Source organism: Bradyrhizobium sp. SZCCHNR1015 (genome assembly GCF_032489875.1).
Lineage (GTDB): Bacteria > Pseudomonadota > Alphaproteobacteria > Rhizobiales > Xanthobacteraceae > Bradyrhizobium.
Genome location: NZ_JAUEYW010000013.1, coordinates 117,662 through 133,482, shown reverse-complemented (window position 1 = coordinate 133,482; position 15,821 = coordinate 117,662). Strand labels below are relative to the sequence as shown.

General features: G+C 67.5%; 13 protein-coding genes and 1 riboswitch. Of the genes, 3 read left to right on the top strand and 10 right to left on the bottom strand.

Going from position 1 to position 15,821, the window contains the following annotated elements; genetic code table 11:
* Positions 1-68: 68 nt before the first annotated feature.
* The 4 genes from QX128_RS22480 to QX128_RS22465 form a co-directional block, all read right to left on the bottom strand.
* Entirely contained in the window at positions 69-806 is a 738-nt protein-coding gene (locus tag QX128_RS22480; RefSeq protein WP_316180249.1) for an SDR family oxidoreductase, read from the bottom strand.
* Positions 807-918: 112 nt separating this feature from the next.
* Complete coding sequence (locus QX128_RS22475) at positions 919-1,527, bottom strand: 2-hydroxychromene-2-carboxylate isomerase (protein ID WP_315800765.1); 609 nt, start codon at positions 1,525-1,527, stop codon at positions 919-921.
* A gap of 103 nt (positions 1,528-1,630) precedes the next feature.
* On the bottom strand, positions 1,631-2,944 hold the full coding sequence (locus tag QX128_RS22470) for an MATE family efflux transporter (RefSeq protein ID WP_316238617.1): 1,314 nt from the start codon (positions 2,942-2,944) through the stop codon (positions 1,631-1,633).
* Positions 2,945-3,095: 151 nt separating this feature from the next.
* Positions 3,096-3,668, bottom strand: coding sequence for a DUF2239 family protein (locus tag QX128_RS22465; protein WP_316238555.1), 573 nt, complete (start codon positions 3,666-3,668; stop codon positions 3,096-3,098).
* 163 nt (positions 3,669-3,831) lie between these two features.
* On the opposite strand from QX128_RS22465, the gene QX128_RS22460 reads away from it, so the two are divergent.
* The gene (locus QX128_RS22460; protein ID WP_315740652.1) at positions 3,832-4,497 is read left to right on the top strand and encodes a glutathione S-transferase; all 666 of its coding nucleotides are present in this window, start codon (positions 3,832-3,834) and stop codon (positions 4,495-4,497) included.
* 9 nt (positions 4,498-4,506) lie between these two features.
* On the opposite strand, the gene QX128_RS22455 is transcribed toward QX128_RS22460, so the two are convergent.
* Both QX128_RS22455 and ggt read right to left on the bottom strand, forming a co-directional pair.
* Positions 4,507-5,913, bottom strand: a complete 1,407-nt coding sequence (locus QX128_RS22455) for a serine hydrolase (protein WP_316238554.1) — start codon at positions 5,911-5,913, stop codon at positions 4,507-4,509.
* Between the two features lie 168 nt (positions 5,914-6,081).
* Entirely contained in the window at positions 6,082-7,788 is a 1,707-nt protein-coding gene (gene ggt, locus QX128_RS22450; protein ID WP_316238553.1) for a gamma-glutamyltransferase, read from the bottom strand.
* Between the two features lie 169 nt (positions 7,789-7,957).
* On the opposite strand from ggt, the gene QX128_RS22445 reads away from it, so the two are divergent.
* Positions 7,958-9,367, top strand: coding sequence for an MFS transporter (locus QX128_RS22445; protein ID WP_316215488.1), 1,410 nt, complete (start codon positions 7,958-7,960; stop codon positions 9,365-9,367).
* A gap of 112 nt (positions 9,368-9,479) precedes the next feature.
* Here QX128_RS22445 and purH read toward each other — a convergent pair whose 3' ends face one another.
* The 3 genes from purH to QX128_RS22430 all read right to left on the bottom strand — a co-directional run bounded on the left by purH (position 9,480) and on the right by QX128_RS22430 (position 14,806).
* Positions 9,480-11,072, bottom strand: coding sequence for a bifunctional phosphoribosylaminoimidazolecarboxamide formyltransferase/IMP cyclohydrolase (gene purH, locus QX128_RS22440; RefSeq protein WP_316215489.1), 1,593 nt, complete (start codon positions 11,070-11,072; stop codon positions 9,480-9,482).
* A gap of 24 nt (positions 11,073-11,096) precedes the next feature.
* A riboswitch (ZMP/ZTP riboswitch) is annotated at positions 11,097-11,177 on the bottom strand.
* Positions 11,178-11,492: 315 nt separating this feature from the next.
* A complete protein-coding gene (locus tag QX128_RS22435) occupies positions 11,493-13,208 on the bottom strand; it encodes a heparinase II/III family protein (RefSeq protein ID WP_316215490.1) in 1,716 nt (571 codons plus the stop codon).
* A gap of 245 nt (positions 13,209-13,453) precedes the next feature.
* Positions 13,454-14,806, bottom strand: coding sequence for an RsmB/NOP family class I SAM-dependent RNA methyltransferase (locus QX128_RS22430; protein WP_316238552.1), 1,353 nt, complete (start codon positions 14,804-14,806; stop codon positions 13,454-13,456).
* Positions 14,807-15,001: 195 nt separating this feature from the next.
* Here QX128_RS22430 and QX128_RS22425 point away from each other — a divergent pair, with 195 nt between their 5' ends.
* Entirely contained in the window at positions 15,002-15,238 is a 237-nt protein-coding gene (locus QX128_RS22425) for a DUF1674 domain-containing protein (protein WP_316180265.1), read from the top strand.
* A 74-nt stretch (positions 15,239-15,312) separates the two neighbouring features.
* On the opposite strand, the gene QX128_RS22420 is transcribed toward QX128_RS22425, so the two are convergent.
* Positions 15,313-15,807: a L,D-transpeptidase gene (locus QX128_RS22420; protein WP_315800926.1), complete on the bottom strand. Its 495-nt coding sequence runs from the start codon at positions 15,805-15,807 to the stop codon at positions 15,313-15,315.
* Positions 15,808-15,821: the final 14 nt, after the last annotated feature.

The window sequence follows — 15,821 nt, the reverse complement described above, 5'->3', positions numbered from 1 at the left end:
CGAATGGCGAGCAGCGAATGGGAATAGGCTCCATTCCCTATTCGCTACTCCCTATTCGCCATTCGCCTCTACCATTTCTCGCCGAACGGCCGGATCTCCATTTCGAAGGTCCAGGCGCTCTTCGGCTGCTGGTAGAGCTGCCAATAGGCACCGGCGACCGACGCCGGCGGCATCAGCAGGTCCGGATTGTCCAGCGCCTCCTGACCCCAGAGCTGGGCGCGGCGCTCGCGGACCCAGGCGGTATCGACGCCGGAATCGATGATGAGATGGGCGACATGGATGTTCTGCGGCATCAGTTCGCGCGCCATCGCCTGCGCCACGGCGCGCAGTCCGAACTTGGCCGAAGCGAAGGCGGCATAGCCGGAGCCGCCGCGCAGCGACGCGGTCGCGCCGGTGAAGAAGATCTTGCCGCCGCCGCGGGGCAGCATCAGCCGGGCGGCCTCGCGCCCGGTGACGAAGCCGGCCCAGCACGCCATCTCCCAGACCTTGCGGAACACCCGGTCCGTCGTCTCTAGGATCGGGAAGTTCACGTTGGCGCCGACGTTGAAGATCACGACCTCGAGCGGCGCATGCCTGTCGGCGTCGTTGAGGAAGGCGGTGGTCTCGTCCTCCTTGCGGGCATCGAGCGAGCGCGCCACGATCCGCCCGCCGGCGGCCTCGACCTCCGCGACCAGCGGCGCGAGCTTGTCGCCATTGCGGCGGCCGGCGAACACCGTGAAGCCTTCCGACGCGAACTTCTTGACGATCTCGGCGCCGATGTAGTCGCCGGCCCCGACGACCGCGACGGTGGCGTTGCGCTGTTGCATGCTTTGTCTCCCGATCTCACTTCAGCGTCATTGCGAGGAGCCCCGGGTCTCGCCTATGGCGAGCCCGTCGGGCCGTGCTTCGCGCGGACCCGTCGGCTCGCGATGATGGCGATCACTTGCCCAGGATATATTCCTCGACGTCGCGCAACTGCTCCTTGCCGAAGAACATCTCGTTGCCGACGAAGAAGGTGGGCGAACCGAATGCGCCGCGCTCGACGGCGGCTTGCGTGTTCTCCACGAGCTTCGCCTTGACCTCGGGCTCCTGGGCGCGCGCGAACAGCTTGGCCCCGTCGAGCCCGGAGGATGTGATCGCAGCGATCGCGATCTCGGGATCGTCCATCTTCTTCGGCTCGCGCCACATGTGGTGGAACGCCGCGTCGACATAGGCCTCGAACACGCCTTCGAGCTGGGCGGCGATGGCCGCGCGCATCAGGTTCAGCGTATTCACCGGGAAGTATGGATTCCAGACCCAGGGCTGCACGTGGTAGCGCTTGAGGAAACGCTGCGTCTCGACCTCGTGGAACTCACGCTTGTTCCTGACGCCGGCGAGCGACTCGGCGGGCGACTTGTTGTTGGTCGCCTTGAAGATGCCGCCGAGCAGCACCGGGACATAGTAGAACTGGACGCCGATCCGCTGCACGATCGCCGGGATCGCCTCGTGGCTCAGATAGGCGTTGGGACTGCCGAAGTCGAACATGAATTCTGGCGCTGGACGGCTCATGGGCGGTCTCCTCGGTTTTTCACATTGTGGTCCAGCGCAGCAGCCCCGTCCAGGGTTTTATGACGGTCATCATATTCCAGCGGCCGGGAGGCATCGGAGTGCATCAGATCATCCTGTGCACCGTCCGCTTGCGCCAGACCACGAGATAATAGCTCATCTGCAGCAGCATCATCGCGGCGAATGTGATGGGATAGGCGAGCCAGACGCCGTCGAGTCCGATGCTGTGGCTAAGCCAGGTGGCAGCCGGCACCTCGATCGCGGCGATCGCAAACGCCGAGATCGCCAGCGGCATCCACACCGTTCCGGACGCGCGCATCGCCGACGAGAACGTGATGGACATGCCGAACAGCACCGAGCTCCACAGCACGATGTGCAGCGAATGCTGCGCCACCTCGATGACGGCTGGGTCGGTGATGAAGAAGCCCATCAGCACCCGTGAGAACAGATAGCCGATCGCGACGAGGCCGCCGGTCAGCACGACATTCATCTCGATGCCGGTCCGCACGATGTCGCCGATCTGCCCGGCCTGGCCGCGGCCGATCGCCTGGGCGCCGAAGATCGAGACCGAGATCGCGATGGACAGCGCCGGAAACTGCACATAGCCGAGCACCTGGTTGACCGCGCCATAGGCCGCCGTCGCGTCCGAGCCGAAGCCGTTGACGAGGCCGATCAGCACCATCTCTGCCAAGGACATCACGATCATGCCGATCGCGGCGGGGATGCCGAGCCGCAGCACCGCCCGCAGCAGCTTCGCATCCGGCAGCATGCCGCGCAGGAAAGCCGCGTCGATCGCCAGCGGGTGCTTGCGCCGGCGCAGATGGAGATGGAGCCAGGCCAGCGTCGTCAGGGTCGAGATCGCCGAGGCCCAGGCCGCGCTGGCGACGCCGAGCACGGGCGCACCGAGCCATCCGCGGATGAACACCGGCGTCAGCACCAGGCCGAGCGTGGTCGATGCGGCGAGCGAGGCCAGCGGCGTCACGGTGTCGCCGACGCCGCGCATCTGCGAGGACAGCAGGATGTAGGCGAAGGTCAGCGGCATTGTGATCATCATGATGCGGGCATAGCCCGCGGCCGCATCCAGGATGTTGGCGGGCGTGGCGAGGGCGGTGAGCAGTTCGCGGCTGAAGACGCCACCCAGCACCGCGATCAGGCCGCCGAGCAGCAGCGCGATGCTCAGCGTCGTGCCGGCGATCTGCTTCACCTTGGCCGGCTCGCCGGCGCCCCAGGCCTGTCCGATCAGGACGCCGGCGCCCGAGCCGAGGCCCATGACGAAGGAGACGAAGAAGAACATCGCCGGGAAGAACACCGAGACGGCGGCGAGCGCGTCGACGCCGATCATCTGGCCGAGATAGACATTGTTGATGGTGCCGAACAGCGATTGCAGGATATTGCTCAGCATCATCGGGACGACGAACATCAGGAACGGCTTGCGCAGCGAGGCGGTTGGCGGCGACACGGCATGGTTCTCCGTCGACCGCCCTTCGTTCGAGGCACGGCCGTGTTGCGAGGAATGGAAGCGAGAGCCGTCGCGAGCGGCCGCTCTCGTTGACTGTCGAAATCAGCCGATCTCACTCGGCCCTGTGGCGATGCGCGAGCGCCACTGCATGGTCGCGGATGTCGGCCGGCCAGTCCGCAATCAGCGCGGCGAAGCGGCCGAGATCGCCGGCGAACAGCGCCCGGGAGGCCTCCTCGAACTGCGGCAGGTTGCTGCCGATCCCCGACATGAAGTGATAGGCCGCGTCGCGCGCCTCGCGGGCGCGGTCGCTGTCGCCGTTGGCGCGGCGGGCTTCGTGGACCAGCTTGCGCAGGGCGACCGAGGCGCCGCCCGGCTGCGCATTGAGCCATTCCCAGTGCTGCGGCAGCAACGTGACCTCGCGGGCCACGACCCCGAGCTTTGGCCGGCCGCGGCCGCGCGGCCCGGTCGGCGGCTGGTCTGCGACCACGCCGGCGTCGACCGGCAGGCGCGCCAGGATCTCCCGGTCGCTGCCGCGCAGATCGATGTCGATCGGCTGCCCGGTGCGGTCGTTGAAGATCACGATCGGCTCGGTGTTCGGCGCGGCGTGTTTCAGCACCAGCGCCACCTTGGGCAGGGGCCCGGCGGCGATCCGGGTCTGGCCGGCAAATGCGGTGAAAGTGTCCATGGCTTGGTCCCTTTGATGCGCTTAATAAGACCCGGGCGAAATTAAAGTCAATATTACCCGGATAATTATTGTGGCCCTCCTCCAGTGCCGAGGACGCCTCGCCGAACCCGTCCTGTCCTGCTACGGAACGCCGCCCGCCACTCGATCCGTCCCTGGGAACCCCATGCTCACCGTTCACCACCTCAACAATTCCCGCTCGCAACGCGTGCTCTGGCTGCTCGAGGAGCTCGGCGTCCCCTACGAGATCATCCGCTACGAGCGCCAGCCCGACATGCGCGCGCCCAAGGAGCTGCGCGCCATTCATCCGCTCGGCAAGTCGCCCGTGATCACCGACAACGGCAACACGGTCGCGGAGTCCGGCGCGATCGTCGAATATCTGATCGAGACCTATGGCAATGGCCGCCTGATCCCGCCGCCGAAGACGCCGGAGCGGCTGCGCTATTCGTACTGGCTGCACTATGCAGAGGGCTCGGCGATGCCGCTGCTGCTGCTGAAGCTGCTGTTCAACATCATGCCGAAGCGCGCGCCGGCGCTGCTGCGTCCGATCGTGCGCAAGGTGTCGAACCAGGCGTTGAGCACGCTGGTCAATCCGCAATTGAAGCAGCACATGGCGTTCTGGGAAAGCGAGCTGCAGAAGAGCGAGTGGTTTGCGGGCGATTCGTTCACCGCGGCCGACATCCAGATGAGCTTCCCGCTGCAGGCGGCGGCATCGCGCGGCGGTCTGGAGCAGGGCCATCCGCGGGCGATGGATTTCCTCGCCCGCATCGAGGCACGGCCGGCCTACAAGATCGCGCTGGAGAAGGGCGGGCCCTACGAGGTCGGCCGCTGAAGCCGGCGTCTATTTCGATTGCGCGGCGGTGGCTTCCGTCGCCGCGATCACCTCGCGCACCAGGCGCGCGACGCCCTTGATGTCGCCGTCGGGGTCGATGGAATCACCGAGCCTGGCCACCACCATGCGCTGGCTCGGCATGATCACGAGCCGCTGGCCGAGCAGGCCAAAGGCGAAGAATGCATCCGCCGGAATGCCGGCGCCCGCCCGTCCCTGCGCGTGAACGTGCTGGCTGCGGTTGGTCCACAATCCCGCGCCATAGTCGGTGTCCGGCGTCGCGGTCGCCGACATCGCCACCCAGCCCTCGGGCAGGATGCGCTTGTCCCCGGCGACGCCGTCGCCGAGATAGAGCAGCCCCAGCTTCGCCCAGTCCCGCGCGCTCGCCAGCATGTTGCCGTAACCTTGCAGCGTGCCGGTGCCGTCGAACTGCAGCGTCGCGCTGCGCATGCCGAGCGGATGGAACAGCTCGCGCCACGCGAATTCGATCGCCTGCTCGGGACCGCCGGCGGCGTCGCGGATGATGCGCGCCAGGATCTGGGTGCTCGCGCTCGAATAGGCCCAGCGCTGTCCCGGCGGCGCAATCAGCGGCGCATGCACCGCGAACGCCGCCATGTCGCGGTGGATGTCCATCTGGCTCGACGGATCGAAGCCGGAATTGGTTTCGTCCAGCGCCAGGCCTGACGTCATGCGCATCAACTGCTCGATGGTGATGTCGTGGCGCGGATCCCTCGGCTCGCGCCATTCCGCGACCGGCGCCGGGATCGACGGGCTCAGTCTGCCCTGCCGGGTGAGGATGCCCAGCAGCGCATTGGTGACCGTCTTGGTCATCGAGAACCCCATGAGCGGGGTATCGACGCCGATGTTCGGCGCATAGCGTTCCGCGATCAGGCGACCGTCCTTGACGACGACGATCGCCTTGGTGCGGCGGAATGGCGGGCTGGCCGGCTCCTCGAAGGCGTGATCGAGCGCCGCCTTCAGCGCGGGATCGCTGGGCTCCACCGCAGCGTCTTCGGCGAAGTCGGGCAAGGCGGGAGCAGGCGCGGCGGCGCGCAGCGCAGCGACGTCGGTGTGGGGCACGTAAGGCGGCTTCTGACCCTGAAGCGTCACGCAACCGAGACCGTCGTGATACGAGGCCCGGGTGGCGTGCAGGCCGAGCAGCGACACCTCCACCATGCGCATGTCGGGCTCCACCCGGTAGCGCATCACGGCCCGCAACCGGCGCAGACCGGGCCGTTCCATGGTCTCCGCAAACACCGTCTGCGGATCGAGGCCGGAGACGTAGGTCTTGGCGCAGATCATCTCGGCGACCACGGTGGTCGCGACGCGCAGCGCCCGGTCAGGCCGATAGGTGAGCCATCCCGCCACCAGCAGGGCCGCAAACACCAACAGACCGACCACGAATCTTCGCAAATGCACCAGAACGTCCGACGCCGTCTCGCGGGCGAGCCTCGCTGCGCCCTGGTATGCTTCTAACGCGCCTCGGTCACCACGCCAACGGAGGGAAGCTGGTGCAGGGCCCCGCCGGGCGGCGGCAAATCGTCATCCGGGCCACGATCTCCTCCTATCGGCCAGGAACCGGGCGCCTCAGCGCCCGGCTGCGGTGGCGCCCTTGCTGCGCGGATCCGGCGCTCCGACGAATCCATCCGGCGTCACCAGGATGGAGTTGGCCGAGGTCCGTCCCATCGGCTCCTCGATCTTGTGGCCGCGGGCGCGCAGACCGGCGAGCACGTCATCGGCAAAGCCTTTCTCGATTCTAACCTCGTCGGGCATCCATTGGTGATGCAGGCGAGGCGCGGTGACGGCCTGGCGGACGTCCATCCGATAGTCGAGCACGTTGACGATCACCTGCAGCACGGTCGAGATGATGCGGCTGCCGCCGGGCGAGCCGGTGACGAGCACGGGCTTGCCGTCCTTCAGCACGATGGTCGGCGACATCGACGACAGCGGCCGCTTGCCGGGGCCCGGCAGATTGGCCTCGAAGCCGACCAGTCCGAAGGCGTTGGAGGCGCCGGGCGCGGCGGTGAAATCGTCGAGCTCGTTGTTGAGCAGCACGCCGGTGCCGTCGGCGACGAGGCCGACGCCATAGGGGAAGTTCAGCGTGTAGGTGTTGCTGACGGCGTTTCCGTCATTGTCGACCACCGAAAAATGCGTGGTGTTGCTGCCCTCGCGCAGCGGCTTGGTGTTGAGCACGTCGCCGGCGCTGGTGGCGTGCGCGGGATCGATGCCAGCGCGCTGGCGCGCGGCATAGTCCTTCGACAGCATCGCGCGCACCGGCGCGTCGACGAAGGCGGGGTCGCCGAGATAGCGCGCACGGTCGGCATAGGCGCGCTTCATCGCCTCGATCAGCAGATGCAGCGATTCGGGCGAGCCCTGCTTCAGCTCAGCGAGCGGAAAGCCCTCGAGGATGTTCAGCATCTCGACCAGCACGGTGCCGCCCGAGGACGGCAGCGGCATCGACACGATGTCATAGCCGCGATAGGTGCCGCGCACCGGCGTGCGCAGCACCGGCTGGTAGGATTTGAGATCGTCCGCCGTCATGATGCCGCCGGCATCCTGGATCGCCTTGGCGAGCTGGTCGGCGACCGGCCCTTCATAAAATCCGCGCGGTCCCTGCTCGGCGATGGCGGTGAGCGTCGCCGCCAGATCGCTCTGGATCAGCCGGTCTCCATCCTTCAGCACGGTGCCATCGGGCCGCATGAAGATCGCGGCCGATGATTTCCATTTCGCCAGCCGCGGCGCCATCATCGGCAGCGTCACGGCGACGTCGTCGGCGACGGGGATGCCGTCGCGTGCCAGCACGATCGCCGGCTGCAGCACCTGCGCCAGCGTGAATTTGCCCGAGCCGTATTTCTCCAGCGCCAGCGCGAGACCCGCCACCGATCCGGGGACGCCGATCGACAGCGCCGAATCGCGCGACTTGGCGTTGTCGGGCTTGCCGTCGGCGCCGAGGAAGATGTCGCGCGTGATCGCGGCGGGACCGGTCTCTCGATAGTCGATCGCGATATCCTCGTTGGACTTGGCGATGTGGATGACCATGAAGCCGCCGCCGCCGATGTTGCCGGCAACCGGATAGGTGACGGCCATCGCAAAGCCGGTGGCAACGGCGGCATCGACCGCGTTGCCGCCGAGCGCGAGAATGCGCTGGCCGACTTCGGCTGCGATCCTCTCCTGTGCCACCACCATGCCATGGGCGGGCGGCTGCGCCGGCGCGCTGATACCGGGTGGCTGCGGGATATCGAAGGTTTGCGAATCCAGCGCCCGCGCGGGCAGGCAGCCGGCCAGCAACAGCATGAAACCCGCAAGGAGCCGTCGTCGATCAATCGTGAACGTGGTCATCGCAATTCTGCCGTTGCTGACATCCGCCTGGGATCGTCAGATGTTATAGGGCCGGGTCGCCGGCGTAAAACGCGACGCTGGGATCGTCGCGAGACGCGACGCTGGGATTGCAGAGGATTTTCGAATGGCCGTCATCACGATCGAGACCTCTGGCACTGCCGACGGCCGAATCTATCCCGGGCGCGCGGCCGTCGTCAGCTGGATCTTGTTCGATTGGGCGGCGCAGCCCTATTTCACGCTGATCACGACCTTCGTCTTCGCGCCCTATTTCGCGGCGCATGTCGCGCCGGACGCGGCGAGCGGCCAGGCGCTGTGGGGCTTTGCGACCGCCGCGGCCGGCATCGTCATCGCGCTGCTGTCACCGGTGTTCGGCGCCATCGCCGATGCCACCGGGCGCCGCAAGCCGTGGATCGCGGCGTTCGGCGCGCTGCTCGCGATCGGCGCCTCGCTGATGTGGATCGGGCGCCCCGGCGCGCCCGAGCTGATCCCGCCGCTGCTCGCGGCCTATGTGATCGCCACCATCGGCGTCGAGTTCGCCACCGTGTTCAACAACGCGATGATGCCGACCCTGGTGCCGCCGGAACGCATCGGCCGGCTATCCGGCACCGGATGGGCCACCGGTTATGTCGGCGGCATCCTCTCGCTCATCATCGTGCTCGGCTTTCTCGCCGCCAATCCCGACAGCGGCCGCACGCTGTTTGGATTCAAGCCGCTGTTCGGGCTCGATCCCGTGAGCCATGAAGGCGACCGCATCTCCGGTCCGCTCACGGGGCTCTGGTTCATCGTGTTCGTGCTGCCGATGTTCCTGTTCACACCGGACTTTCCGGCACGGCACCGGCTGGGCGCGGCCGTGCGCGAGGGGCTCGGTCAACTGAAGCAGACGCTGCGCAGCCTGCCGCAGCAGCGTGACGTTGCACTCTTTCTCCTCGCCAACATGATCTACACCGATGGGCTGGTGTCGCTGTTCGCTTTCGGCGGCATCTATGCCGCCGGCACATTCGGCTGGAACACGATCCAGATCGGCACCTTCGGCATCATCCTCGCCGCCGCCGGCACGTTCGGTGGCTGGCTCGGCGGCAAGCTGGATGATTTTCTCGGGCCGAAGCGTGTGATCGCCGGCAGCATGACGCTGCTGCTGCTCGCGATCGTCGCGATTCTCATGGTGAGCCGTGATTCGGTTCTGTTCATTCCGGTGACGCCGGCCGTGCCGGGCGGCCCGCTATTCGCCTCGCTGCCGGAGCGCGCCTATCTCCTGCTCGGCTGCGTCATCGGCGCCTGCGGCGCGCCGCTGCAGGCGGCCTCGCGCTCGCTGCTGATCCGCATGGTGCCGAAGGAGCGCGTCGCGCAGTATTTCGGCCTGTTCGCGCTCACCGGCAAGGTGACGTCGTTCATCGGGCCATTGCTGATCGGCACCATCACCGCGGTCACTGCGAGTCAGAAGGCCGGCATGGCGGTGCTGGTGCTGTTCTTCGCGACCGGATTGCTGTTGCTGGCGCGCGTGAGTTCAGATCGTCCTGCGGAGCGGGCTGCCTGAACTCTCTCCGGGGACATTCCGGGGCGTCGCGCAGCACGAACCCGGAATCTCGCGCCTCAGCTCCGGATTCCGGGGTCGCGCTGCGCGCGCCCCGGAACGACGGTGAAGGCGCTCAGTGCCGGAAGTGCCGGACGCCGGTGAGCACCATGGCGATGCCGTGCTCGTCGGCGGCCTTGATGACCTCTTCGTCGCGCACCGATCCGCCCGGCTGGATCACGGCGGTGGCACCGGCCTCGATGCAGGCGAGCATGCCGTCGGCGAACGGGAAGAACGCGTCGGAGGCGACCACCGAGCCCTTGGTCAGCGGCTCGGCGAGCTTGAGCGCGCTGGCCGCATCCAGCGCCTTGCGTGCGGCGATGCGCGCCGAATCCACCCGGCTCATCTGTCCGGCGCCGATGCCGACGGTCGCGGAATCCTTGGCGTAGACGATCGTGTTCGACTTGACATGCTTGGCGACGCGGAAGGCGAAGCGCAGGTCGCGCAGCTCGGCGTCGGTGGGGGCGCGCTTGGTCACCACCTTCAGCTCCATGTCATCGACGACGGCATTGTCGCGGCTCTGCACCAGCAGGCCGCCGGCCACGGTCTTGGCGGTGAGGCCGGCTTCGCGCGGATCGGGCAGGGCGCCGGCGAGCAGCAGCCGCAGGTTCTTGCGCGCTGCGATGATCGAGATCGCCTCGTCGGTGGCGTCGGGCGCGATGATCACCTCGGTGAAGATGCCGGTGATGGCGCGCGCGGTGGCGGCGTCGAGCTTGCGGTTCATCGCGATGATGCCGCCGAACGCCGAGGTCGAGTCGCAGGCCAGCGCCTTCTGATAGGCGGTGACGAGATCGGGGCCTTCGGCGACGCCGCAGGGATTGGCGTGCTTGACGATGACGCAGGCCGCGGTGCGCGCCGGGTCGAACTCGGCGATGCACTCATAGGCCGCATCGGTGTCGTTGATGTTGTTGTAGGACAGCTCCTTACCCTGCAGTTGGCGCGCGGTGGCGACGCCGGGACGGCGGCCGGGCAGCGCGTAGAACGCCGCATGCTGGTGCGGGTTCTCGCCATAGCGCAGCGACTGGATCAGCTTGCCGCCGAAGGCCCGGTAGTCGGGCGCGTCGTTCTGGATGGTGGCGGCGAACCAGTTGGAGATCGCAGCATCATAGGCGGCGGTGCGCGCATAGGCCTTGGCGGCAAGCCGGCGGCGCAGCAGCAAGGTGGTCGAGCCCTCGTGGCGCGCGAGGTCCTCGAGCACGGCCTCGTAGTCGTTGACGTCGACGACGACCGCGACATCCTCGTGGTTCTTCGAGGCCGCGCGGATCATCGCCGGGCCGCCGATATCGATGTTCTCGATGCAGTCGCTGAACGACGCGCCGCGCTCGGCGGTGGCCTCGAACGGATAGAGATTGACGACGAGGAGATCGATCGGCGCGATGTTGTGCGCCTTCATCGCCTCGGTGTGCTCGTCATTGCCGCGGATGGCGAGCAGGCCGCCATGCACCTTGGGATGCAGCGTCTTGACGCGACCGTCCATCATCTCGGGAAAGCCGGTGAGGTCGGAGACGTCCTTCACCTTCAGGCCGGCCTCGGCAATGGCCTTGGCGGTGCCGCCGGTGGAGATCAGTTCGACGCCGCGCGCAGCGAGCGCCAGCGCGAAGTCGGCGAGGCGGGTCTTGTCGGAAACGGAGAGCAGAGCACGGCGAACGCGACGAAGCTGGTTTGTCATGGCAAAGAGTCCTGTTGCAGGAGTTCAATTTGCCCAGGCGCACGGCGGTCGATCCCGCGCTCCCCGATGGTGCTCCATCCAAAGTCGCCAGTCGCGCGAGAGCCGGCCTCATATCAGCTTTTGCCGATGGCGACAACGGGGAGGTGTGTGTGCTCGGGATCGATTGAGCGCTCATGTTGGCTCGAACGCGCGTCGCAGGCGGTGCCCTTACCTCGCCCCGCTTGCGGGGAGAGGTCGGATTGCATCGCCAGATGCAATCCGGGTGAAGGGGTACAGGTCTCGCCACGTGCACTTCCCGTGCGTCTGCCCCTCACCCGACCCTCTCCCCGTAAGTAAGGGGAGAGGGAGCCTACTGTCCGTGCAGATATAGCGTGCATCTCGCAGCACGATTCGTCGGCTCATTCCTTGGCGCCGTACCGCTCACAGCGGCAGCTCAGGCTCTCTCCGCCCGTTGCGGCGTCCGTTGGTCTCGGTCGGCGACGCCGACGAGCGGACGAAGCTCCAGCGGATCGACGGGGCCTGCTGCGCGTCCTGCCGGATCACCAGTTGCGTCGTGCGGCGCGGACCGTCATTGCCGGCGAGGAACACGCTGTCCTCGAGGTCGACGCGATCGTCGAACGTCTCGAACGTCCAGACCTCGCGATTGGGCAGCACCAGCATGGCGCCGCGGCCGTCGCTGAGCCGGCTGGCCTTGACGGCCGGATGCAGGTGGAAGCGCAGCGCGTAGTCCGAGCCGCCGCCGCGAAGACGTGCGCCCTGCGCCGGCGTCACGGTGTCCTCGCCGTCGAGCCGCGAGCCGTCCTCGGCGGCCACCAGCACGCGGCGATGGATCAGCCCGAATTTCGCCGCGTAGCCATTGTGCGAGGTCGACAGTACGGTGCCGTCGGGCACGATCTCGCGAAAATTCTCGACCCGCGTCGGACCCGATACGATCGGCGCGCCGTGCAGCAGGCGCTTCATCGCCGACATCTCGACGAAGGTGCAGGACGAGGTGTTGTGATAGGTCAGCGTCGAATGCGCCACCGTGCTGCGCGCAAAGGCGCGCCAATTGTCGCGGCCGGTCGACGGCATGCCGCAATTGATCACGATGCGGCACGGTCCGGAGGACATCTCGAAGGCGAGGCAGCCGGCATGGGCCTCGTGGCTCAGATGCGGTGGCGGCGGCGCACCGGTGTCGACGATCACCGTCATCGGTCCGGCGTCGAGCCGCTGGAAACCGGAATGCGGCATGCTCGCCATCGGCGTGCCGTGGGTATCGTCATAGGCGAGCAGGGTCGCCAGCAGATCGGACGGGGTGCCGCCCATGCCGTTGAACAGCGCCATGTTGCCGTCGCCGTGGCGGAAGAAGCGCAGCATCGGCATCATGCGGTCGATGGCGTTGAGCAGCGCCGGCGGCGGGGCGATGTTGCGGGCCGCAAACGTCTGACGCAGCGGCAGCAGGTCGATCAGCAATTCGATCAGCGCGCCCGGATTGCGCGAGACGTGGCCGCCATCGGGCAGGATCTGCCGCTGCAATTCGTCGGAGAGTTTCCGGGTCGCGCTGCGGATGTGCTTGGCCTGGTTGGCGAGGCACAGCGCGGCGTAACACAGTGCGATCAGCACCTGCAGCCGCGGCGCGCCATCCGGGATGTCGATCGTCGAATAGCGCAGATAGCGGATCTCGCGGGTCAGCCCGCGCAGATAGCGGCGGTAGAACTTGCCGTCGGAATCGGCCAGCACCAGTGGCGCCTGCGACAACAGCGAAATTACCCGTCGCGCCAGCACGTCGGCGCGCCGGCTCAGCGGATGGCGGCCGATCTGGTTGGTGATCCAGTCGTCGACCAAAGCGCGGGCGTTGGCGCGGGTCAGCGCGGTATCGGCTGCGCGCAGATGTCGCAGCCAGCCGAAGCCGAGCAGGGCCACCTCCCAGTCCTCGGACGGCGGCTCCAGGTCGAAGATCGAACGGCCGTGGCAGGTCACGATCTTGCCGGCGAAGACGAAGCGTCCGGCATAGATCTCGGCCGCCCGCGTCGCGTCCGACGTGCGCAGGTCATGCGGCGCAATGATGAGCCGGTCCGCGCGTCCTGGCCACAGCCCGGACACGGATACCGATACACCGCTGACGTTGGACATCAGGCTGCGCGCAAAGCGGCCCATCACCAGCGTCGATATGCGTCTGCGTTGAGCGGCGGACACGCCAAGCCTTGGATTCAGAGGGGGATTCGGTTGCGCATCCTTCATAGATCGCAACTGCCGCCGATACACCATTTTTGGCCCCGGTGCAGCACCATCGCGGGACCAGAATCTGGTGCAAAATCAGGATATAAACGGACTAACGCAACGCCGACGCCCTCAAAGCGCGGCCGACGCAGGGCCGGCGCAGAGCGCACACGATGACACGCTCACGGCCGCCGCTCCAGTCTCGCCGCATAAAAACCGTCGAGACCGCCAAGCCGGGGGTCCTGGTGCGGCAAATGACAGGGCAGGGTGCGCAGGTCGCCGGCCGGCGTGACCAGCTCGGCCAGTCCCGCCACCTCGCCGGAGGTCACGGGGATGCGGCGCAGCTCGGTGGTTTCGGCGAGCACGCGCTCGACCACCTGCTCGCCCTCCTCGGGCTCCAGCGAACAGGTGCAGTAGACCAGGGTTCCGCCCGGCTTGAGCAGGCTGGCCGCCCTGGTCAGCAGCCGCGTCTGCAGGCCCGACAATGCGGTGATGTCGGCCTCGCTGCGCAACCAGCCGACGTCGGGATGGCGCCGGATCGTGCCGGTCGAGGTGCAGGGCGCATCGAGCAGCAGGCCGTCGAAGCCGCCGCTCTCGGCCGGCTGCCATTCGACGGCGTCGGCCACGACCGTCTCGGCCGTGAGCTGCAGCCGGGTCATGTTGTCCTTCAGCCGGTTCATCCGGGCCGGCGACCGGTCGACCGCGGTGACGCGGGCGCCGGCATGGGCGAGCTGGGCGGTCTTGCCGCCCGGCGCCGCGCAGAGGTCGGCGACGGCCTTGCCGCTGACATCGCCGAGCAGGCGCGCCGGCAGGGCGGCAGCGGCGTCCTGGACCCACCATTGTCCCTCGGCAAAGCCCGGCAGCACCGTCACCGAGCCATGCAGCACGGTGCGCACGGTGCCGGTCGGCAGCACCTCGCCGTGCAGCCGCGACGCCCATTGCGCCGGGTCCGACTTCACCGTGAGGTCGAGCGACGGCTCCTGGCCGAGCGCCGCGGCGATGTCCCTGGCGGTCGCTTCGCCGTAATGATCGATCCAGCGCTTGAGCAGCCAGGGCGCGATATCAAGCGGCTGACCGGTGGCATCGTCGAGCAGGCTGGCGCCCTCGCGGGCGCAGCGCCGCAGCACCGCGTTGACGAGTCCGGCATATTTCGCCGCGCGGCGGTCGGCCTGCACCAGGCGGACGGAAAGGTCGACGGCGGCGTGGTCGGGAACGTCCATCCAGAGGATCTGGGCGGCGCCGATCAGCAGCGCGCTCTGTGCCCGCGGCGCGTCGGTCGGCACGCCACGATCCAGCAGCCGCGACAGCACGTGGCCGAGCGTTCCGAGCCGCCGCAAGGTCGTGGCGACCAGCCGGCGCATCAGCGCGCGGTCGCGGTCGGCGAGATGCTTCAGTCCGGGATGCGCGCCGGTTCCGTCGAGCTGATCGTCGAGGGTGCGATGCTTGTGCAGCACGCCGTCGACCACGTCGGCGGCGATGCGTCGTGCCGCCAGGCCTGGGACTTCGGAAGGGGTCGCAAAACGCGGCGGAGGCATGCCTGGGAATTACTCGCGAAAGAAGAAAGGCAGTTCCGCGACCATCGGGTGCATGCCATCAGCTTGCGGGTCCTCTGTCACCGGAATATGCCAAATGTAAGAATCGGCTCCGCTTTTTTTAGACCTGTTTTCCCCGGCGTGCTCACACGATCTGATGATGTCGGGAAGGATCCGGTGCAACGGTGGAATGGTACGATGAGCAACGAACCCAACAACGAGCGCAAGCCCGCATTGTCGGTGGTCGCCAGCAACGACAATCCGCGCAAGCCGCTCACTCCGGCCGCGCAGCGTGCGCTGGCCGAGGCGGAGGAGCGGCGTCGTCTCGCGGCCGAGCAGGCGACGCCGATGCCGAGGGAGCTGCAGGGTCCGAAGGGACCGGAGCCGACCCGCTACGGCGACTGGGAGAAAAAGGGAATCATCTCGGACTTCTGATACATCCGCCGGGCGCGCGCCGTCAGGCATGGTGATGGCGCGGGGGACGGAGAATCAGTTCGGCCGCTTCGGCTTCAGCGGGTCACGACCACCGTGGTGCCGATCGACACGCGCTCGTAGAGGTCGGTGATGTCGCTGTTCAGCATGCGGATGCAGCCGTAGGAGACGTAGCCGCCGACCGAGTTCGGCACATTGGTGCCGTGGATGGCATATTCGCCGCCCGCGAGCGTCATGGCGGCGACGCCCATCGGATTCTGCGGCGAGCCGCCGGGGATCACGTCGGGGATGTTGGGCTTGTCGCGCTTGACGTCGGCCGGCGGCGCCCAGGCCGGATTCCTGTACTTGCCGTCGATCTTGGTGGTGCCGGCCCATTGCCGGCCGGCCTTGCCGACGCCGACCGTGTAGCGCATGGCGTGGCTGCCATCGAGCACGAGGTAGAGCTTGCGCTCGCCGGTCTTCACCACGATCGTGCCGGGCGAATAGTCGCCGGCGATGCTGACCAGCTCGGGACGGGCGGACGCAGAGTCGGCCGTCGTGACCATGGCTCCGACCACCGACGCGGCCATCATCGCCGCCTTCACGG

Bases quoted from the DNA above. Each gene is read 5' to 3' on its own strand.
- QX128_RS22470 (WP_316238617.1), bottom strand. From the start codon at position 2,944: ATGTTCGTCGTCCCGATGATGCTGAGCAATATCCTGCAATCGCTGTTC.
- ggt (WP_316238553.1), bottom strand. From the start codon at position 7,788: ATGCTGTTGCTGGCCGGCTGCCTGCCCGCGCGGGCGCTGGATTCGCAA.
- QX128_RS22475 (WP_315800765.1), bottom strand. From the start codon at position 1,527: ATGAGCCGTCCAGCGCCAGAATTCATGTTCGACTTCGGCAGTCCCAAC.
- QX128_RS22430 (WP_316238552.1), bottom strand. From the start codon at position 14,806: ATGCCTCCGCCGCGTTTTGCGACCCCTTCCGAAGTCCCAGGCCTGGCG.
- QX128_RS22465 (WP_316238555.1), bottom strand. From the start codon at position 3,668: ATGGACACTTTCACCGCATTTGCCGGCCAGACCCGGATCGCCGCCGGG.
- QX128_RS22460 (WP_315740652.1), top strand. From the start codon at position 3,832: ATGCTCACCGTTCACCACCTCAACAATTCCCGCTCGCAACGCGTGCTC.
- QX128_RS22435 (WP_316215490.1), bottom strand. From the start codon at position 13,208: ATGGGCCGCTTTGCGCGCAGCCTGATGTCCAACGTCAGCGGTGTATCG.
- QX128_RS22480 (WP_316180249.1), bottom strand. From the start codon at position 806: ATGCAACAGCGCAACGCCACCGTCGCGGTCGTCGGGGCCGGCGACTAC.
- QX128_RS22420 (WP_315800926.1), bottom strand. From the start codon at position 15,807: ATGATGGCCGCGTCGGTGGTCGGAGCCATGGTCACGACGGCCGACTCT.
- purH (WP_316215489.1), bottom strand. From the start codon at position 11,072: ATGACAAACCAGCTTCGTCGCGTTCGCCGTGCTCTGCTCTCCGTTTCC.
- QX128_RS22425 (WP_316180265.1), top strand. From the start codon at position 15,002: ATGAGCAACGAACCCAACAACGAGCGCAAGCCCGCATTGTCGGTGGTC.
- QX128_RS22445 (WP_316215488.1), top strand. From the start codon at position 7,958: ATGGCCGTCATCACGATCGAGACCTCTGGCACTGCCGACGGCCGAATC.